The 19,707-nt window shown below is 65.0% G+C and carries 19 protein-coding genes and 1 riboswitch; of the genes, 6 read left to right on the forward strand and 13 right to left on the reverse strand.

The window, feature by feature from the left end; translation table 11 throughout:
* Positions 1-104: 104 nt before the first annotated feature.
* From GW587_RS25390 to GW587_RS25430, 9 genes are all read right to left on the reverse strand, one after another.
* Positions 105-311, reverse strand: coding sequence for a hypothetical protein (locus GW587_RS25390; RefSeq protein WP_166107690.1), 207 nt, complete (start codon positions 309-311; stop codon positions 105-107).
* 12 nt (positions 312-323) lie between these two features.
* Positions 324-1,673: an ATP-dependent protease ATPase subunit HslU gene (hslU, locus tag GW587_RS25395; RefSeq protein ID WP_207393637.1), complete on the reverse strand. Its 1,350-nt coding sequence runs from the start codon at positions 1,671-1,673 to the stop codon at positions 324-326.
* The gene (gene hslV / locus GW587_RS25400) at positions 1,670-2,212 is read right to left on the reverse strand and encodes an ATP-dependent protease subunit HslV (RefSeq protein WP_166107691.1); all 543 of its coding nucleotides are present in this window, start codon (positions 2,210-2,212) and stop codon (positions 1,670-1,672) included. The genes hslU and hslV overlap by 4 nt, the downstream gene beginning before the upstream one ends.
* Before the next feature lie 69 nt (positions 2,213-2,281).
* Complete coding sequence (locus GW587_RS25405; protein ID WP_166107692.1) at positions 2,282-3,604, reverse strand: STAS domain-containing protein; 1,323 nt, start codon at positions 3,602-3,604, stop codon at positions 2,282-2,284.
* A 139-nt stretch (positions 3,605-3,743) separates the two neighbouring features.
* Positions 3,744-4,190 (reverse strand): RNA polymerase-binding protein DksA, encoded by a 447-nt coding sequence (dksA, locus tag GW587_RS25410; protein ID WP_166107693.1) that lies wholly within the window; start codon positions 4,188-4,190, stop codon positions 3,744-3,746.
* An 89-nt stretch (positions 4,191-4,279) separates the two neighbouring features.
* Positions 4,280-5,341: a CobW family GTP-binding protein gene (locus GW587_RS25415; RefSeq protein ID WP_166107694.1), complete on the reverse strand. Its 1,062-nt coding sequence runs from the start codon at positions 5,339-5,341 to the stop codon at positions 4,280-4,282.
* A gap of 131 nt (positions 5,342-5,472) precedes the next feature.
* Positions 5,473-6,408, reverse strand: a complete 936-nt coding sequence (locus GW587_RS25420) for a tyrosine recombinase XerC (protein ID WP_166107695.1) — start codon at positions 6,406-6,408, stop codon at positions 5,473-5,475.
* 17 nt (positions 6,409-6,425) lie between these two features.
* Positions 6,426-7,094, reverse strand: a complete 669-nt coding sequence (locus tag GW587_RS25425) for a DUF484 family protein (RefSeq protein ID WP_166107696.1) — start codon at positions 7,092-7,094, stop codon at positions 6,426-6,428.
* Positions 7,095-7,214: 120 nt separating this feature from the next.
* Positions 7,215-8,267 carry a porin gene (locus GW587_RS25430; RefSeq protein ID WP_166107697.1) on the reverse strand — a complete coding sequence of 351 codons (1,053 nt, stop codon included), beginning with the start codon at positions 8,265-8,267 and terminating at the stop codon, positions 7,215-7,217.
* A gap of 412 nt (positions 8,268-8,679) precedes the next feature.
* Between GW587_RS25430 and GW587_RS25435 the strand changes: the two genes are divergently transcribed.
* Positions 8,680-10,233 (forward strand): tetratricopeptide repeat protein, encoded by a 1,554-nt coding sequence (locus tag GW587_RS25435; RefSeq protein ID WP_166107698.1) that lies wholly within the window; start codon positions 8,680-8,682, stop codon positions 10,231-10,233.
* A gap of 7 nt (positions 10,234-10,240) precedes the next feature.
* Here the strand turns inward: GW587_RS25435 and dapF are convergent, their stop codons facing one another.
* Genes dapF through GW587_RS25450 form a run of 3 tightly spaced genes read right to left on the reverse strand, consistent with a single transcriptional unit; the run spans position 10,241 to position 12,836 of the window.
* Positions 10,241-11,104, reverse strand: a complete 864-nt coding sequence (dapF, locus tag GW587_RS25440; RefSeq protein WP_166107699.1) for a diaminopimelate epimerase — start codon at positions 11,102-11,104, stop codon at positions 10,241-10,243.
* 8 nt (positions 11,105-11,112) lie between these two features.
* Positions 11,113-11,988: an LpxL/LpxP family acyltransferase gene (locus GW587_RS25445; RefSeq protein WP_166107700.1), complete on the reverse strand. Its 876-nt coding sequence runs from the start codon at positions 11,986-11,988 to the stop codon at positions 11,113-11,115.
* On the reverse strand, positions 11,985-12,836 hold the full coding sequence (locus GW587_RS25450) for a lysophospholipid acyltransferase family protein (RefSeq protein WP_166107701.1): 852 nt from the start codon (positions 12,834-12,836) through the stop codon (positions 11,985-11,987). Before GW587_RS25450 ends, GW587_RS25445 begins: the two co-directional genes overlap by 4 nt.
* Positions 12,837-13,037: 201 nt before the next feature.
* On the opposite strand from GW587_RS25450, the gene metK reads away from it, so the two are divergent.
* From metK to metF, 4 genes are all read left to right on the forward strand, one after another.
* Positions 13,038-14,204 (forward strand): methionine adenosyltransferase, encoded by a 1,167-nt coding sequence (gene metK, locus GW587_RS25455; protein WP_166107702.1) that lies wholly within the window; start codon positions 13,038-13,040, stop codon positions 14,202-14,204.
* Between the two features lie 56 nt (positions 14,205-14,260).
* Positions 14,261-14,329, forward strand: a riboswitch (S-adenosyl-L-homocysteine riboswitch).
* Between the two features lie 27 nt (positions 14,330-14,356).
* On the forward strand, positions 14,357-15,784 hold the full coding sequence (gene ahcY, locus GW587_RS25460; protein ID WP_166107703.1) for an adenosylhomocysteinase: 1,428 nt from the start codon (positions 14,357-14,359) through the stop codon (positions 15,782-15,784).
* 57 nt (positions 15,785-15,841) lie between these two features.
* The gene (locus GW587_RS25465) at positions 15,842-16,198 is read left to right on the forward strand and encodes a phage holin family protein (protein WP_166107766.1); all 357 of its coding nucleotides are present in this window, start codon (positions 15,842-15,844) and stop codon (positions 16,196-16,198) included.
* Positions 16,185-17,012 carry a methylenetetrahydrofolate reductase [NAD(P)H] gene (gene metF / locus GW587_RS25470; RefSeq protein WP_166107704.1) on the forward strand — a complete coding sequence of 276 codons (828 nt, stop codon included), beginning with the start codon at positions 16,185-16,187 and terminating at the stop codon, positions 17,010-17,012. The genes GW587_RS25465 and metF overlap by 14 nt, the downstream gene beginning before the upstream one ends.
* 82 nt (positions 17,013-17,094) lie before the next feature.
* On the opposite strand, the gene GW587_RS25475 is transcribed toward metF, so the two are convergent.
* Positions 17,095-17,697: a 5-formyltetrahydrofolate cyclo-ligase gene (locus GW587_RS25475; protein ID WP_166107705.1), complete on the reverse strand. Its 603-nt coding sequence runs from the start codon at positions 17,695-17,697 to the stop codon at positions 17,095-17,097.
* Positions 17,698-17,727: 30 nt separating this feature from the next.
* On the opposite strand from GW587_RS25475, the gene GW587_RS25480 reads away from it, so the two are divergent.
* Positions 17,728-19,704 (forward strand): lytic transglycosylase domain-containing protein, encoded by a 1,977-nt coding sequence (locus GW587_RS25480; RefSeq protein WP_166107706.1) that lies wholly within the window; start codon positions 17,728-17,730, stop codon positions 19,702-19,704.
* The last annotated feature ends 3 nt before the right edge of the window (positions 19,705-19,707 follow it).

Raw genomic sequence — 19,707 nt, forward strand, 5'->3', positions numbered from 1 at the left:
CGAAAACCAGCGCTTGGCGTAATCTATTGGTACATTGACGGGGACGGGCGCAGACTGCATCGATCGCCCGAGCGCGGGCGCCATCACAGGCGCCCGGCAAGGGGTCACTCTTCTTCCGCTTCCGGCTTCAGATTGGCTTTGGCCAGCAGGCGCTTGGCGGCCTGGCGGCCGGTGGCCTGCGGCTTGGCGTGCGGACCGGCGCCGCCGGCGCGCGCCTTGGCCGCCACCGCCACCGGATTGCGCGGCGGCTTCTGCGACGGTTCGACCCGTATCGTCATCTTCTGCCGCGTCGACAAGGCCTTGTTCGCCATGCTGCTTTCCTCTTACAACACGTAGCGCGACAGGTCTTCGTTGACCGCCAGCGCGTCCAGCCGCGCGTTGACATAGGCGGCGTCGATGACGATCACCTTGCCGCTGTCCTCGCTCGCGGTGAACGACAGTTCCTCCAGCAGCTTTTCCATCACCGTGTACAAGCGGCGCGCGCCGATGTTCTCGGTGCGCTCGTTGACCGAGTAGGCGATCTCCGCCAGCCGCGTGATGCCTTCCGGCGCGAACTCGATGCTGACGTTCTCGGTCGCCAGCAGGGCTTCGTACTGCTTGGTCAGGCAGGCGTCGGTGCTGGTCAGGATGCGCTCGAAATCGGCGATCGACAGCGATTCCAGTTCCACCCGGATCGGGAAGCGGCCCTGCAGCTCCGGGATCAGGTCCGACGGCTTGGCCAGGTGGAACGCGCCCGAGGCGATGAACAAGATGTGGTCGGTCTTGATCATGCCGTACTTGGTGTTGACGGTGGTGCCCTCGACCAGCGGCAGCAGGTCGCGCTGCACGCCGGCGCGCGAGACGTCGGCGCCGCCCACTTCCGAGCGCGAGGCGATCTTGTCGATCTCGTCGAGGAACACGATGCCGTTCTGCTCGACGTTCTGGATCGCCTTCTGCTTCATCTCGTCGTCGTTGACCAGCTTGGCGGCCTCCTCGTCGAGCAGCACCTTCATCGCTTCCTTGATCTTGATCTTGCGCGGCTTCTTGCGCGCGCCGCCGATGCCGGAGAACATCGACTTGATCTGCTCGGTCATTTCCTCCATGCCGGGCGGGGCCATGATCTCCATCTGCGGGCCGGCCTCGGCCAGTTCGATCTCGATTTCCTTGTCGTCCAGCTCGCCCTGGCGCAGGCGCTTGCGGAAGGTCTGGCGGGTGCTATCGCCTTCCTTGCCTTCCTTCGGCGTGTCCGACGGCGCGTTCTGGGTAAAACCGAAATCGCGCGCCGGCGGCAGCAGGATGTCGAGCACGCGGTCTTCGGCGGCGTCCTCGGCGCGGGCGCGCACCTTGGCCATCTCGGCCGAGCGGGTCTGCTTGACGCCGATGTCGATCAGGTCGCGGATGATGGTGTCGACGTCGCGGCCGACATAGCCGACCTCGGTGAACTTGGTGGCTTCGATCTTGATGAACGGCGCGTCGGCCAGCTTGGCCAGGCGGCGCGCGATCTCGGTCTTGCCGACGCCGGTCGGGCCGATCATCAGGATGTTTTTCGGCGTGATCTCGTGCCGCAGCGGTTCCTCGACCTGCTGGCGCCGCCAGCGGTTGCGCAGGGCGATCGCGACCGCCTTCTTGGCCTTGCCCTGGCCGACCACGTGCTTGTCGAGTTCGCCGACGATTTCCTGTGGGGTCATGTTCATGCTGGATCCAGTGTTTCGATGATGTGGTTCAAGTTGGTGTAGATGCACAGCTGCCCGGCGATGGTCAGTGACTTTTTGACGATTTCCGCCGGCGACAGTTCCGTGTTTTCCACCAAAGCCTTGGCGGCCGACTGGGCGTAGGTGCCGCCCGAGCCGATCGCGCCGACGCCGTCCTCGGGCTCGAGCACGTCGCCGTTGCCGGTGATGACCAGCGTCGATTCGCTGTCGGCCACCAGCAGCATCGCTTCCAGCCGGCGCAGCACGCGGTCGGTGCGCCAGTCCTTGGCCAGCTCGACCGAGGCGCGCAGCAGGTTGCCCTGGTGCTTCTCCAGCTTGCCCTCGAAGCGGTCGAGCAGGGTGAAGGCGTCGGCGGTGCCGCCGGCGAAGCCGACCAGCACCTTGCCCTGGTAGACCTTGCGCACCTTGCGGGCCGTGCCCTTCATGACGATGTTGCCGAGCGTGACCTGGCCGTCGCCGCCCAGCGCGACTTCCTTGCCGCGTCGCACGCACAGGATGGTGGTGCCGTGAAATTGTTCCATAGTGACCTCAAAGTGATGATGCAAACTGCGTCAAGACTGAAAAGTGGGGCTGGAAACGGGGATTACAAGTTAGTAGCGGTGTGGATAGATTCTGGCGATATTCGCATAGCCTAGCAGTCTCAACAGGGCAGTAACCAGATGGTTCACGTCGCGGAACTCGATCTTCTTGCCGGCGCCGGCCAGCGGCTGCAACTGCGCGTGCAGCTGGATGGCGCAGGCGTAGTCGATGCGCGTCAGGCGCGAGCAGTCGAACACCAGCGTCTGGTATTGCCCGGCATAGTCGTGGATCGCCGGCAGCACCGGCCCCAGCTGGTGTTCGATCAGCGGCGGCAGCATGAAGCGGTCCGGCGACGCCGACACGTGCTGCGCCGCCGCCGTCGCCACCTTGTGCGGCGCCGCGAACGACGGCGGCGACACCTCGAAGGTGACGCAGTAGTCCATGCCGATTTCCTCGAACTCCTTTTCGCGGTTGAGCAGCTGCAACAACTCCAGCAGCAACAGCCACGGCGCCTCGGTGTCGTCGCGCCGGCCGATGGCGATGCCGGCGCGGATCTGCGCCGCCAGGCCGGCGGCGTCCACCAGGATCAGCTCGCGCTGGCGCGCCTGCAGCTTGCGCAGCGTGTCGCGCAGCAGCGTGCAGCCGGCGGCATCGACGGCGTGGAGGCGGCCGAACTCCAGCCGCAGCACCGGGCTGGCGGCGGCCAGTTGCAGCAGGCGGTCCAGCTGCGGCGCGATGTGCTGGTCCAGCACGCCGCTGAACGATTCGGTCGGGATCACCCCGGCCCAGTCCGGCGTGCCGGCGGCCGGCGCGGCCGGCGCGTTCCACGGCGGCGGCGAGGTTTCGAAGGTGCTGGCGTAGTCGATCGACAGGTTGTCGAACAGGTCTTGCTGGCCGCCGACCTGGTACAGGTCGAACAGCATCCACCAGACGATGCGGTCGCGGCCGCCGGTGTCGGCCACCGCCGCCGTCAGCAGTTGCTGCGCCACCGCGCCCTGGGCGTTGGCGTACAGAATGGCGATTTCCTCCACCACCGGCGCGCTCTCGGCCGCCGTCGCCTGTTGCGGCAGCTCGTCGTCGTGCAGCAGCAGCGTGGTGGGGATGTCGAGCCCGGCCAGCGTGTCGCCGCCGTGGTCGCCGGCGGGGCGCGGACGCGGCGGGCGGGCCGCGCGCGGGCTGCCCCAGGCCGGCTCCGGCTGGTTGAAGATGTCGAAGGTCATCGCCGATTCGATGGCGTCGATCTTCATCGCCGTGGCGCGCGCGATCTCGCGCTGGCGCGCCTGCTGGCTCTGGCGTTCGGCTTCGCTGTTGGCGGCCAGCCGCGCCGCCTCGTCGTCGCTGAGCGGCGCAAGCGTGTCGCGGTCGGCCTTCTTGAAGATGGAGAACAATCCCACGCTGACCTCGTTGTCTTAATCAGCACTAGTGTAGCGGAAGGGAAAGCGTTTGCCGTGTTACGGATGGGATGGCGTTGCAAAACCACGTAAAAAAAGCACGCGGGGTTGAGGCGCGTGCTTCTTGATGGGGAACGACTGCTTAGTCGCCGTACAGCTTCTGCTTCAGTTCGCGGCGCTGTTGCGCTTCCAGCGACAGCGTCGCGGTCGGACGCGCGATGAGGCGCGGGATGCCGATCGGTTCGCCGGTCTCTTCGCACCAGCCGTAGTCGCCGCCGTCGATGGCGACGATGGATTGCTGGACTTTTTTCAGCAGTTTGCGCTCGCGGTCGCGGGTGCGCAGTTCCAGCGCGTGTTCCTCTTCGATGGTGGCGCGGTCGGCCGGGTCCGGCACCAGCACGGTTTCGCGCAGGTGTTCGGTGGTTTCGCCGGCGTTTTTCAACAGTTCTTTTTCAAGCTGCTGCAGCTTCACTTTGAAAAAGGCCAACTGCGCCGCGTTCATGTAATCCTTTTCATCCATCTTCAGAATTTCTTCGTCGGTCAGGATGCGGTCGGCGGCGGCGGGGGTCGATTTATTAGTTTTGGTCATAACTTCGCTTACCTTCGATACGACAGAGTTTTCAATTAATCAGCCCGGGCTTTGTGGTTTTTTAGCTATCCCCACAAAACCCGGATAGTTTATACCAGACATTGTTCTAATCCGCTAATAAAGATATCTTTCGGCAGATTTTTACCTATAAATACCATTTTGCTGCCTCGAACGTCGTTTTCTCCCCATTTTGCGCCCAGATCGCTGCCCATGATCTGATGCACGCCTTGAAACACCACCTTGCGATCGGCGTCTTTCATCAACAATACGCCTTTGTAGCGCAGCATGCGAGGACCATAGACATTCACCAGCCCGCCGAGGAACTCATCCAGCTTGGCGGTGTCGAACGGACGGGTGCTTTTGAACACGAAGGCGGCGATGTCGTCGCTGTGGTGGCCATGGTGGTGGTCGTGGTGATCGTGATGGGCGTGCCCATGGTCATGGTCGTGGCCGCAGTGCTCGTCGTGGACGTGGTCGTCGTCGTGCGCCTGGTCGGTGTGCAGGAAGTCCGGGTCCAGCTCCAGTTTGTCGTTGAGGTTGAAGCCCTTCAGGTCCAGCACGTCGGCGATCGGGGCGCGGCCGAAGTCGGAGCTGCTGATCGGCGCGCGCGGGTTGATGCGCTTGAGGCGCGCGGTCAGCGCGGCCAGTTGGTCCGCGTCGACCAGGTCGGTCTTGGACAGCAGCAGCTTGTCGGCGAACCCGACCTGGCGCTGGGCTTCCTCGTGCTGGTCCAGCTGATCCATCGCGTGACGGGCGTCGACCACGGTGACCACGGCGTCCAGCATATAGTGAGCGCCTACTTCCTCGTCGACGAAGAAGGTCTGCGCCACCGGACCGGGGTTGGCCAGGCCGGTGGTCTCGATGACGACGCGGTCGAACTGGATCTCGCCGGCGTCGCGTTTTTGCGCCAGGCCGGTCAACGCCACGATCAGGTCGCCGCGCACGGTGCAGCAGATGCAGCCGTTGTTCATTTCGACGATCTGTTCGCCGCTGTCCTGCACCAGGATCTCGTTGTCGATGTTTTCCTGACCGAACTCGTTCTCGATCACGGCGATGCGCATGCCGTGATCTTCCTGCAGGATACGGTTGAGCAGGGTGGTCTTGCCGGCGCCGAGGAAGCCGGTCAGGATGGTGGTCGGAATCAGTGCCATGGTGCGTGCCAGTTCAAGGTAAGGGGATACCCATATGGGGATCGAATGCGACAAATGCAATCGGGCGATTATGCCGGAATTTGTGCGGCGCTAGCAATTGGTCCGATTGAGCAATATCAGTACCGGGTGCGCTATTTCACTTTGGCGCGCGGATGGGCCTGGTCGTACACCTCGGCCAGGCGCTGGAAGTCGAGCGCGGTGTACACCTGCGTCGAGCTGATGCTGGAATGGCCCAGCATCTCCTGCACCGCGCGCAGGTCGCCGGACGATTGCAGCACATGCGAGGCGAACGAGTGGCGCAGCATGTGCGGATGCACGTGCACCGGCGCGCCGCTGGCCACGCCATGGGCCTGCAGCCGCTGCTGGATCACGCGCGGCGAGACCCGCGTGCCGCGCGCGCTGAGGAACAGCGCGTCGCCGCCGTCCAGCGGCGCCGGCCGCACCGCGATCCAGGCTTGCAGCGCGTCCAGCGCGGCGGCGCCGACCGGCACCACGCGCCGCTTGTTGCCCTTGCCGGTGACGATCACTTCACGGTTGTCGAACGCCACCCAGCCCAGCGCGTCCTTGCGCGGGGTCAGGTCCAGCCCGGCCAGCTCGGACACCCGCAGTCCGCTGGAATATAACAGTTCGAACATGGCGCGGTTGCACAGCTCGGCGGGCGCGGGCGCGGCGCCGGCGCTGGGGCGCTGCGGCGCCACCAGGTGCACCGCGTCGTCCACCGACAGCGCGCGCGGCAGGGTCTTGGCGCGCCTGGGCGCGCGCACCCCCTGCACCGGGTTGGCCGCCAGCGCCACCTGGTCGCCGAGCCAGGCGAAAAAGCCGCGCCAGCTGGACAGCTTGCGGGCGATGGAACGGGGATCGAGTTGCTGCGCGTGCAGCTTGGCGGTCAGGCGGCGGATGGCGAAATGGTCGAGCGCGGTCCAGTCCTGGCCGTCCGACAGCGCGGCCAGTTGCTGCAAATCGCGGGCGTAGGCGGCGGTGGTGTGCGGCGACAATTGCCGCTCGCCGCGCAGATGCGCGAGGTAGGCGTCGATCCAGGCCAGTTTGCGGTCCGGATCGGCGCTCATGGGCGTGGGCGCGCGGCTTAGGCCAGCAGCCAGGCCAGCGCGGTGCTGGAGGTTTCGCCGATGTGGACCAGGAAGTCGGTCGCCATCAGCGAGGTGAAGCGGGCCGGGTCGGGCGAGCCGAGGATCAACAGGCCGAAGGCGTTCTTGTTGCCCGGCTTGCGCAACGGAATGATGACGGTCGAGGTGATGCCGGCCGGATCGTCCAGCCAGCGCACCGCTTCGAAATCCTTGTTGGTGCCGCAATACGGCGCCAGCAGACTGTTGGCGAAGATGCGCGCGTCCTCGGTGACGCCGCCGACAAACCATTCGCCGGCGTAGTCGGGCGCCGTGTCCCAGATGCGCAGGGTCACCTGCGGCACCTCGAAACTGTTCTTCAGGCCGCTGACCACGGAATGCGGCATCGAGCCGACGTCTTCGGATTCCAGCAGCACCTTGGTCCAGCGGTGGAATTTGTTGGCGATCGCTTCGTTTTCCGAGGCCAGGCGCATCAGGTTGCTCATGCGCAGTTCCAGCGTTTTGTATTTATCGCGCAACACTTCCATCTGGCGTTCCTGCAGCGATACGGCGCGGCCCGTCAGCGGGCTGGCCAGCTTGATGTCACCCAGCAGGTCGGCATGTTCTTCGAAGAAATTCGGGTGATCGGTCAGGTATTGCGCGACCAGGGTGGAGTCCAGAGGGGCAGTCATTGAGGTACTTTATAAGCGTGGTTGGAGTTGCACTGGCATTCTAAACGAAAAAAAACGGACATGGTTGCCCATGCCCGCCATTCCCCATCTCACGCATACAGTTCTTGTCGACTGCGCCGCTTAGAAATTGTGATGGATGCCAAGGCTGTAGTAATTGAAGGTGGCGGCCGGGGTGATCTTCTTGCGCGCCGCGTCGACGTACAGATAGGTGCGGGCCGACAGGTTGTAGTCGTAACCGACCGAGAACTGCTTGGTCTTGGCGATCGCCGGGCTGTTGAGGAAGTTGTCCGGCGTCTTGCGGCCCACGCCGGCGCGGATCATGCCGGCGCCGATGTTGTAGTTGGCGCCGACCAGCCAGGCCTTGGTGATCGGGTTGATCAGCACGCTGTTGTCCTGGTCCTGGCGCTGGTAGGACGCCATCAGTTTCAACGCCGGAATCGGCTTGAACGAACCGCCGATCGACCACAGCTTGGTTTCCACCGCGTTGCGCTCGTAGGCGGCGTAGATCGAATACGGACCCTGGCCGACGGTCGCGCTCAGCGAATACGGCGCCACCTGCGGCACGTAGTTGGCGGTGAACTGCGGCGCGGCGGCGGTGCCGCGGCCGACGATGGCGGCGTTGCCGTTGGCTTCCTTGGCGGCGACGGTGACGTTCAGCTGGAAGATGCCGCCGATCACCGGGGTGTTATAGAACACCGCGTTGGAGAAGCGGTTGGCCGAGTTGCCGGGCGCGCTCAGCGGATCGCTGGTGTAGCCGGCCACTTGCAGATCGGTCTGGTAGCCGGCGACGGCGGGCATGCCGCTCCATGGCTCGTAGGCGGTGCTGGTTTCCTGGAACGCGGTCAGGCCGCGGCCGAGGCGGATGGTACCGAAGTCGCCCTGCAGGCCGACGCGGCTCTGGCCCTGGAACAGCGGGCGGGTGGTGCTTTCGATCACGCCGGTGTCCGGCTCGTAGCGGATTTCCAGTTGGAACAGGGCCTTCAGGCCGCTGCCCAGGTCTTCGACGCCGCGGAAGCCCAGCTTGTTGTTGTCACGCTTGCCGACGGCGGTCACGTCGGTGTCTGTACGCCTGGAAACACCAGCATCCAAAGTGCCGTAGATGGTCACGGACGATTGCGCGTACGCGCCGGAAAACGCGCCCATGAGTGCCAGAGCCACTAAAGATTTTTTCATTTGAGTTATTCCTTTTTATAAGTGAGTCGTACAAACATCCCAAGGTGCACCGTCTCATTGTGACCGTCAGATGAGAAGTACCTTAAATGCTGATCGGGCCAAATGCGTTGGAATGGTCGATTATGACGGCTTGTTTTGGTCGAAAGCCCGCAATTTCCGAGTTCCTGTTGTATTTTTGAAACGCTTGTCCGGCCTGCCGATCGGCTGCCGGCGCGCAAGATTTCCTTTCACTGAGGCATCAAAACAACTCTAGCGTACCGTCCAAAGCGGGGTGTCGCGGTTGTTCAAGATCAAACCGGCGCGCATATTATTTCGCGTGTGGCGCGGATCGCACGCTACACTTATAACCATACGGCGCCGCAGACAGCACAGTGGCGTCACCCGCTTCGATGGATCATTTCATAGTGAGACGATGGCAAATCGAGAAGAGCTAGGGATCATCAGGGGTGCCCGCGCCGGAGACGCGGTGTGCCAACTGGCGCTGGGCAAGCTGTATCTGTTCGGCGGCGCCAGCCTGCCACTGAGCGTGCCCACCGCACTGCACTGGTTGAACCGCGCCGCGCTGCAGCAGCAGGACGAGGCGTGGATGCTCATCGGCGCCAACATCCCGTTCGAGCACGCCCAGCATTGCGTGCCGGCCGTGCTGCCGTGGTACGAACGCGCCTACGACGCCGGCGTCGAGCAGGCCGGCATGGTGCTGGCGCAACTGGTGCTGCAGCCGGCCGCGCCGCACGATATGTCCCATTTACACAACAAAGCCCGCCAGGCGCTGGACGCGGCCGCGCAGACCGGCTCGCCGGAGGCGCTGTGGCTGCTGGCGCATCTGTCCGGCGGCCGGCCGTCGGCGTCGGCCGCCACCCCATCCCCGGCGGGCGCGCCGGCGCCGCCGCCGCGCCCGAGCGCGCGCCAGCCGTGGCGCGCCGACAACGCTGTCGTCGCGGCCCAGTATGCGTTGCTGGAGAAGCTGTGGCCGGAAGACCACGTGGCGTTCCTGCAACAGGCACAACCGCTGCTGCGCCAGCTGCTGGCCGCCGCGCCGGCCGACGCCGAAGCGGCGCGGCTGGCCGACTGGCCGTTGACGCCGCAGCAGGTGACCTTGCTGGCGCGCTGCGCCGAACTGCTGGAGCGGCATGACGGCGATCCCGAACTGCGGCACTGCCGCGAGCTGGCCGCGCACGGCGGCGAGCGCAACGCCCAGCTGGCGCTGGGACTGTGGTTCGCGCGCATGGACGGCGACGGCAAGCGCCAGAGCAACGGCATCGCCGCCGTCAACTTCAAGCGCGCGATCCGCTGGCTGACGCTGGCCGGCGAGCAGGGCCTGGCCGAGGCCTGGTTCGCGCTGTCGCGCATTTATCTGAAACCGGAGTTTTCGCAGCGTTGCGTGGCCGAGGCGCAAGCCTACCTGGAGCGCGCGGCGGAGATGGGCCATTGCGGCGCCCAGCTGGAGTGCGGCATGTATGCCTGGCGCAATCGCCGCGCCGACCAGCACAGCGATGTGCGCGCCGCCTACTGGCTGCAGAAGGCCGCCGCCCAGGGCTGCGACGAGGCGGAAACGGCGCTGGCGCGCATCGTCGCCGCGCCCAAGGAGTCGGGCTGGATCGCCAGCATCGTGGCCTGTCTGACGCGGGAATTGCTGGAAAGCCAGCCGCTGCTGGCGGCCCGGCTGGAGCTGGCCACGCTGTTCGGCCTGAGCCGGGCGGAAGCCTTGTTGCTGGATGTGAAGGCGGCCGACCAGGGCCATTGCCTGGTGGTCGACATCCGCGCCAGTTACGGCCGCAGCAAGCGCCGCCTGGTGTTGCTGCGCACCGCGCGCGAGCGCCAGGCGCTGGACCGCATCGTGCGCCTGTTCGAAGAGGTCGACAGCGGACCGGACGGCCTGGAAGGCAACTACCGCCAGCGCCTGTACCGGCTCAAGACCTGGCTGCCGGCCGTCGGCGATGGCGAGGGCGACCTGCTGGCCGCCTAGGGCTCGCCTAGAGTTCTATTTCACCTTCGAAGACGGTGACGGCCGGCCCGGTCAGCCACACCGGCTGGCCTGCGCCGGCCCAGCTGATCGACAACTGGCCGCCGCGCGCATCGACCCGCACCGGGCTGTCCAGCAGGCCGCGCCGGATGCCGGCCACGGCGGCGGCGCAGGCGCCGGTGCCGCAGGCCAGCGTCTCGCCGACGCCGCGCTCGAACACGCGCAGTCTCACATGATGGCGATCGACCACCTGCATGAAGCCGGCGTTGACGCGGTTGGGGAAGCGCGCGTGATGCTCGATCAGCGGACCGGTCAGCTCCACCGGCGCGGTGTCGACATCGTCGACGATCTGCACCGCATGCGGGTTGCCCATCGACACGGCGGAAACCAGCACGCTCTCCTTGGCGCCGCCCAGTTCCAGCACCAGCGGCCACAGCGTGTCGGCGCCCTGCGCCACGCCCTGCAAGCCTTCGGCGTCGAACGGCACGCGCGCCGCGTCCAGCACCGGCGCACCCATGTCGACCGTGATGCTGCCGTCCAGTTCCAGCCGGGGCGCGATCACGCCGGCCTTGGTTTCCACGGTGATGCTGCGGCGGTCGGTCAGCCCCTTTTCCGAGACGAACTTGACGAAGGCGCGCGAACCGTTGCCGCACTGTTCGACCTCGCCGCCGTCGGCGTTGAAGATGCGGTAGCGGAAATCGCAACCCGGCTGGCTCGGCTTTTCCACCAGCAGGATCTGGTCGGCGCCGACGCCGAAGCGGCGGTCGCCCAGCAGTTGCCACTGCGCCGGCGTGAAGTCGATGTGCTGGTTGATGCCGTCGATCACGACGAAATCGTTGCCGGCGCCGTGCATTTTGGTGAATTTGAGTTTCATGGGGTGACTTAGTTTTTACTGTACAGCGAAGGTTCGCCATTCGGCCGCGTCTTGAAGCGTTTGTGGGTCCAGAAATATTCGGCCGGCGATTCGCGCACGCGTTCCTCGATGAACTCGTTCATGCGGCGGGTGGCGGCGACCATGTCGGGACCGGGGTAATTGTCCCACACCGGATAGAATTTCACACGCCATCCCTGGTAATTCGGCAGGAAGGTGGCGATCACCGGCATCACCTGGGCGCCGGTGGTGGCGGCGATGCGCGCGGTGGCCGTCAGCGTGGCGGCCTCGACGCCGAAGAAGGGCACGAATTCCGCGTCCTTGTCGCCGAAGTCCATGTCCGGCAGCATGAAGTAGGGCAGCTTGTCGCGCAGCGCGCGCAGGATCGGCTTGATGCCGTCCTGGCGGGTGAACAGCTTGACCGGCTTGAAGCGGGCGCGGCCGGCGCGCAGCACCTTGTCGAAGGTGGCGTTCTTTTGCGTCACGTACATCGACGAGGCGCTGGCCACCATCGCGATCGAGGCGCCGGCCACGTCCAGGCAGACGAAGTGTGGGCACAGCAGGATGGTCGGCTTGGCGGTCATCTCGTCCACCGGGACCGCGCCCGGTTCGATCGTGATCAGGCGCCGCAGCCGCGCCTCCGACGCCCACCATAAAATGCCGCGTTCCCACACGCTGCGCGAATACGCCTGGAAGTGGCGGTGCGCGATGGCGACCCGCTCGGCCTCGCTCAGTTCCGGCAGGCACAGCCGCAGATTGGTCAGCGCGATATGCCGCCGCGGACGCATCACCAAAAACAGCAGGCTGCCGACGGCGTCGCCGAAGCGGCCCAGCAGCGGCAACGGCAGCCAGTGCAGCAGCCACATGAATCCCAACATCAGCTTCATGGCTGCGCCTCCCGGCTTGGCGCGGCGATGCCGGCCGGCACCTTGTAACGGTTGTAGCTCCAATAATATTGCGATGGGTTGCGCGCGATCAGCCGCTCCATCGCGCTGTTGATCGCCTGCGCCTGCTGCGCGGCGTCGCCGTCCAGGCTGCCGTCGAACGGCACGAAGCGCACCACATACCCTTTGCCGCCGGGCAAGCGCTCTGCGTAGGTGACGATGATGGTGGCGTCGCCCAGTTGCGCCAGCTTGGCCGGCAAGGTCATGGTGTAGGCGTCGCGGCCGAAGAAGGTGGCCCAGACGCCTTCGCCTTCCTGCGGCACCTGGTCCGGCAGCAGGCCGATCGGCTTGCCCTTCTTGAGGAACTTGGCCAGCATGCGCACGCCGGACATGGTGGCCGGCGCCAGCAGCAGGTTGTCGCGCGCGCGCGCGCCTTCGATCAGCGGTTTCAGCGCTTCCTTTTTGGGCGGCCGGTACATCACCATCAGCTCGGTGCGCAGCGCGATTTCCTGCGCCACGATTTCAAAGCAGCCCAGGTGCGGCGTCAGGAACACCACGCCGCGGCCGGCGTCCAGCTCGGTCTGCACGATGGCCCAGTTTTCATCGCTGGCGTGGCGCGACACGCGCCGCGGATCGGCGCACCAGATGAAAGGCAGTTCGACGATGCTCTTGCCGGCTTCGGCCACGGCGGCCGGCAGGTGCCGGGCGTAGCCGGCCTGCGTCATGTTGTCGCGCATGCGGCGGCGGTACGAGGGCGAACTCAGGTACACCAGCCAGCCCAGCGCCGCCCCCAGCGCGTGCAAAAACGACAAGGGGAAGATGGAAAGAAAACGAAAAATAGGAACGAGCATGAATGTTGAATTGTCTAGGTCAAGTTTGCGTTCGGCGACGTTGCAGTCGCCAAACTTTTTCAAAGAAGCGTAAAATACCACGTATGGCAGTACCCGCTGAGTTAACAGACAACTTGCGAAGCGGAATATAAATATCGCTAAAGCGTCGCAAGCCGTATTGGTTGGCGACAGAACATTCTTAACCAGTATGAGGAGCTTGCGATGTCCAATGATTATCTTTTCACTTCCGAATCCGTTTCGGAAGGCCACCCCGACAAAGTCGCCGACCAGATTTCCGATGCGATCCTGGACGCGATCCTGACCCAGGATCCGAAGGCGCGCGTCGCCGCCGAAACGCTGTGCAACACCGGTCTGGTGGTGCTGGCCGGCGAGATCACCACCCACGCCAACGTCGATTATATTCAGGTCGCGCGCGAAACCATCAAGCGCATCGGCTACGACAACACCGACTTCGGCATCGACTATCGCGGTTGCGCGGTCATGGTCTGCTACGACAAGCAGTCGCCGGACATCGCCCAGGGCGTGGACGAAGGCGCGGGCATCGACCTCGACCAGGGCGCCGGCGACCAGGGCCTGATGTTCGGCTACGCCTGCGACGAGACCGCCGAGCTGATGCCGGCCGCGATCCACTATGCGCACCGCCTGGTCGAACGCCAGTCGCAGCTGCGCAAGGACGGCCGCCTGGCGTGGCTGCGTCCGGATGCCAAATCGCAAGTCACGCTGCGCTACGTCAACGGCCGTCCGGTCGCGGTCGATACCGTCGTGCTGTCGACCCAGCATGCGCCGGAAATGCAGCACAAACAGATCGAAGAAGCGGTGATCGAAGAGATCATCAAGCAAGTGCTGCCGCGCGAGTGGCTGGTCGACACCAAGTACCTGGTCAACCCGACCGGCCGCTTCGTCATCGGCGGTCCGCAGGGCGATTGCGGCCTGACCGGCCGCAAGATCATCGTCGACACCTACGGCGGCGCCAGCCCGCACGGCGGCGGCGCGTTCTCGGGCAAGGATCCGACGAAAGTGGACCGTTCGGCCGCCTACGCGGCGCGCTACGTGGCCAAGAACGTGGTCGCGGCCGGCCTGGCGCGCCAGTGCCAGGTGCAGGTCAGCTACGCCATCGGCGTGGCGCGTCCGATCAACATCACCGTGTACACCGAAGGCACCGGCGTGATCCCGGACGAGAAGATCGCCCAGCTGGTGATGGAGCATTTCGACCTGCGCCCGAAAGGCATCGTGCAGATGCTGGACCTGCTGCGTCCGATCTACGCCAAGACCGCCGCCTACGGCCACTTCGGCCGCGAAGAGCCGGAATTCACCTGGGAACGCACCGACAAGGCCGCCATCCTGCGCGACGCCGCCGGCCTCAAGTAAGCCGGCCCGGTTCGGTAAAAAACGCCCTGCGGGGCGTTTTTTTTTGCTAAAATGCGCCTTCCGAGGAGCGTTGCGACGAATCAAGAATTCGCCAGGCTCGGAGTCTCAAACCGCGCTCACGTTACTTTTTTCAACAATGAAAGGAGGGCGTGATGAACGCCGTACTCAAATCCGCACAAGACTACCTGGTCGCCGACATCTCCCTGGCAGCATGGGGTGACAAAGAGATCAAGATCGCCGAAACCGAAATGCCTGGCCTGATGGCCATCCGCGAGGAATTCGCCGCCGCGCAACCGCTGAAGGGCGCGCGCATCACCGGTTCGCTGCACATGACCATCCAGACCGCCGTGCTGATCCAGACGCTGGAAGCGCTGGGCGCCAAGGTGCGCTGGGCCTCGTGCAACATCTACTCGACCCAGGACCACGCCGCCGCCGCCATCGCGGCCGCCGGCACCCCGGTGTTCGCCATCAAGGGCGAAACCCTGGACGAATACTGGGACTACACCCACCGCATCTTCGACTGGCCTGCCGACGCCTCGGGCAACGCCGTGTACTCGAACATGATCCTCGACGACGGCGGCGACGCCACGCTGCTGCTGCATCTGGGTGCGCGCGCCGAAAAAGACATCTCGGTGCTGGCCGCGCCGGGTTCGGAAGAAGAGATCTGCCTGTTCAACGCCATCAAGGCCCACCTGGCGATCGATCCGGCCTGGTACTCCAAGCGCCTGCCGCAAATCCTGGGCGTGACCGAGGAAACCACCACCGGCGTGCACCGCCTGTACCAGATGCACAAGGAAGGCAAGCTGGCCTTCCCGGCGATCAACGTCAACGACTCGGTCACCAAGTCGAAGTTCGACAACCTGTACGGTTGCCGCGAATCGCTGGTCGACGGCATCAAGCGCGCCACCGACGTGATGATCGCCGGTAAGGTCGCCGTCATCGCCGGTTACGGCGACGTCGGCAAGGGCTCGGCCCAGGCCATGCGCGCGCTGTCGGCGCAGGTGTGGGTCACCGAAATCGATCCGATCTGCGCACTGCAGGCGGCGATGGAAGGCTACCGCGTCGTGACCATGGACTACGCCGCCGAACACGGCGACATCTTCGTCACCTGCACCGGCAACTACCACATCCTGACCGAGCAGCACATGCTGGCCATGAAGGACCAGGCCATCGTCTGCAACATCGGTCACTTCGACAACGAGATCGACGTCGCCTCGCTGAAGAAGTACACCTGGGACAACATCAAGCCGCAGGTCGACCACGTCATCTTCCCATCGGGCAAACGCATCATCCTGCTGGCCGAAGGCCGCCTGGTCAACCTGGGTTGCGGCACCGGCCATCCGTCGTACGTGATGTCGTCGTCGTTCGCCAACCAGACCATCGCCCAGATCGAGCTGTACGCCAACACCGCCAAGTATCCGGTCGGCGTGTACGTGCTGCCGAAGCACCTGGATGAAAAGGTCGCGCGCCTGCAGTTGAAGAAACTGAACGCGCAACTCACCGTGCTGACCGAAGAGCAGGCGTCGTACATCGGCGTGTCGCAACAAGGTCCGTACAAGCCAGACCACTACCGTTACTAAAACACCGTCCCTCCCGCGTCAGCGGGAGGGATGTTCATCTTGCAGCGAGAACTTCCCATGCGTTTGGTCCTTACCTGGTTAATCAATGCGATCGCCCTGCTGGCGGTGCCTTACCTGATGCATTCCGTCGATGTCACAAGCATAGGCGCAGCCCTCGTCGCGGCTCTTGTCCTGGGCCTGGTCAATACGCTGATACGCCCCGTCCTGCTGTTGCTGACGCTGCCCGTGACCCTGGTGTCGCTGGGCCTGTTCATCTTCATCATCAACGGCTTCATGTTCTGGCTGGTGGCGCAATGGGTGGACGGCTTCCATGTCGACAGCTTCCTGTCGGCGATTGGCGGAGCCTTGTTGTACAGCGTGATTTCCTGGGCCTTGTCGACCATACTTTTGAAGACATCCGATGGCCAATCCTAATTTCAGTATCGAGTTCTTTCCGCCCAAGACGGCGGAAGGCGCGGAAAAGCTGCGCGTCACGCGCGCCAAGCTGTCCGAGCTGCATCCCAAATATTTTTCCGTGACCTTCGGCGCTGGCGGCAGCACGCAGCGCGGCACGCTGGACACCGTGGTCGAGATCCTTGCCGCCGGCGAAGACTCCGCGCCGCACCTGTCCTGCGTCGGCGGCACGCGCGAGTCGATCCGCGCGATCTTGGCCGAGTTCAAGTCGCACAACATCAAGCGCATCGTCGCGCTGCGCGGCGACCTGCCGAGCGGCTACGGCGCGGCCGGCGAATTCCGCTACGCGAACGAGCTGGTGGAGTTCATCCGCCAGGAGACCGGCGAATGGTTCCACATCGAAGTGGCGGCCTATCCGGAAGTGCACCCGCAGGCCAAGTCGCCGCAGGACGACCTGCTGGCGTTCGAGCGCAAGGTCAAGGCCGGTGCCAACGCCGCCATCACGCAGTACTTCTACAACGCCGACGCCTACTTCCAGTTCGTCGACCAGACCCGCAAGCTGGGCATCGACGTGCCGATCGTGGCAGGCATCATGCCGATCACCAACTACACGCAGCTGATGCGCTTCTCCGACATGTGCGGCGCCGAGATCCCGCGCTGGGTGCGATTGAAGCTGGCCAGCTTCGGCGACGACAGCGCCTCGATCAAGGCCTTCGGCCTGGACGTGGTGACGGCGTTGTGCGAGCGCCTGCTGGCCGGCGGCGCGCCGGGCCTGCACTTCTACAGCATGAACCAGGTGGCGCCGACCACCGCGCTGTGGCAACGGCTGGTGTGATTTCCTGAGTGCCGCCGCACCCGGCAAAGCCAGGCAGGGTCAGACCCCGTACGGGGTCTGACCCTTGTGGCCGCAGTGCGGGTTAGCGGCCGGCGATTTCGGTGAGTATGCGGTCCAGCGCCACATCGTGATCGTCGCCGGCGAATGGCACTTGAAGGCACTGGTAAGCGATGCCCAGCGTCTGCGGCCGGGGCGAGCGCGCCAGCGTGCGGTCGTAGAAGCCGCCGCCGTAACCCAGGCGATACCCCTGCGGATTGAAGCCCAGGCAGGGCACCAGCAGCGCCGGCGGATAGGCCGCCTGCAAGCGTAGATCGGCCGGCACCGCCACGCCCATCGCATCCTTGACCATCGCCTCGCCGATGCGCCATTCGGCGAATTCCAGCGCCTGATCCTTCGCCACCACCACCGGCAGCAGCAGCCGCGCGCCCAGCCGCGCCAGTTGCGCGTAGGCTGCGTGCAGGTCCGGCTCGTCGCGCAGCGGCCAATACACGCCCAGCGCCCGCGGCCGCGCCGACTGCCACCACGCCACCACCCGCTCGCCGATCGCCCGGTCCCACGCCGCCCGCGTCGCCGGATCCAGCGCGCGCCGCGCCGTCAGCAGCCGCTTGCGCAAATCCCCTTTGGACGGGGCGTCCGGGGCTGGTGGTTCGGTCGCGCTGCGTGGTATTCTAGGGTGGCTGGTCATATTTGATTCAAGACTTAAGAGAGTTGCACATTGATTTCTGCTTCGAAATGGATCGCCGGCGCCCTCGTCGTTGCCCTGACATCGTTCGCCCACGCCGAGGACATCAGCGCCGACAGCCGCAAGGAAGACGATTCCTTCCTGCTGCTGCGCGACGCCGTGCGCCAGGACGATGCCAGCAAGGCGGAGTTCTACGCCGCGCGCCTGCCCAATTATTCGATCCCTTCCTACGTCGATTATTATCGGCTGAAATCGCACCTGAAGGACGCGTCGTACGCGGAAATCCGCGACTTCATGCGGCGCTACGAGGGCGAGGCCATCGTCGACCGCCTGCGCAACGACTGGCTGCTGGACCTGGGCCGCAAGCGCGACTGGGCCACCTTCGACGAACAGCTGCCGCTGTACGTGATCAACGACGACACCCAGGTCAAATGCTACGCGCTGATTTCGCGCGCGCTCAAGGGCCAGAAGGTGGCCGACGAGGCGCGCGCGCTGCTGACATCGCCCAGCGTCTACGGTGAACCGTGCGCGCTCCTGATCGCGACCTTGTACCAGTCCGGCCAGTTCAACATCGACGATTTGTACGCGCAGCTGCGGCTGGCCGGCGAATTCAACGCCACCGGCCAGGCACGCCGCATCGTCGCGCTGCTGGACGGGAACGAGAAGAAGGCGGTGCAGGCGGTCGACCTGCCGGCCCTGACCTTGGCCAAGGGCGTCGGCGCCGGCCGCACCGAACACGAGATCTTCATCGTCGCCGTGGGCCGCATGGCCAAGACCAGCGTCAAGCTGGCGGTGCTGGCGCTGAACAAGGCCGCGCCCAAGCTCAGTCGCCAGGAGGCGCAGGAAGGCTGGGCCGCGATCGCGCTGCAATCGTCGTACTCGCTGGCGCCGGAGACCGGCGACTACTGGAACAAGTCGACCGGCGCGCCGCTGTCGATCGACCAGATGCAGTGGAAGACACGATTCGCGCTGCGCAACGGCGACTGGAAGCAGGTCAAGAACAATATCCGCGCCATGCCGCAGGCGCTGCGCAACGATCCGGCCTGGGTCTACTGGCTGGGCCGCGCGCTGATGGCGGAAGCCGGCGCCACCAGCCAGCCGACCGGCGAGGCGCTGCAGCTGTTCCGCAGCATCGCCGACCAGTCGAACTACTACGGCCAGCTGGCGCTGGAGGAAACCGGCAAGTTGATCACCATCCCGCTGCCCGGCCTGCCGATCGGCCAGTCCGAGATCGCGCCGATCGCCGCCAATCCCAATTTCCAGCGCGCGCTGAAGTTCTTCAGCATGCGGCTGCGTTTCGAAGGCACGCGTGAATGGAACTGGGGCCTGCGCGGCATGAGCGAGCGGGAACACCTGGCCGCCGCCGAATTCGCGCGCCAGAACAATATTCTCGACCGCATGGTCAACACCTCGGAGCGCACCCGCATCCAGGTCGATTACACGCAGCGCTTCCCGTCGCCGCACAACGACATCATGCATCCGACCACGCAGACGCTGGGGCTGGACAAAGCCTGGGTCTACGGCCTGATACGGCAAGAGTCGCGCTTCATCATGGACGCGCAGTCGCACGTCGGCGCCTCGGGCCTGATGCAGGTGATGCCGTCGACCGGGCGCTGGGTCGCCAAGAAGATCGGCCTGACCGACTTCGTGCAGGACATGCTGAGCGACGTGCGCACCAACATCCTGCTGGGCGCGAACTACCTGAACATGGTGCTCGGGAACATGGACGGCTCGCAGGTGCTGGCCACCGCCGCCTACAACGCCGGGCCGGGCCGCCTGCGCTCGTGGCGCTCGACGCTGACCAAGCCGATGGACAGCGCGGTCTTCATCGAATCGATTCCCTTCGTCGAGACCCGCACCTACGTCAAGAATGTGATGTCGAACACCACCTACTACGCCGCGCTGTTCGAAGGCCGGCCGCAATCGCTGAAGGCGCGCCTGGGCAACGTCGCGCCGAAAGGCTACACCGAACAGGAACAGCAGGAAGCCAGCTTCGGCTCCCGCCCATAACAA

The sequence above is a fragment of the Duganella aceris genome (assembly GCF_011090165.1).
Lineage (GTDB): Bacteria > Pseudomonadota > Gammaproteobacteria > Burkholderiales > Burkholderiaceae_D > Rugamonas > Rugamonas aceris.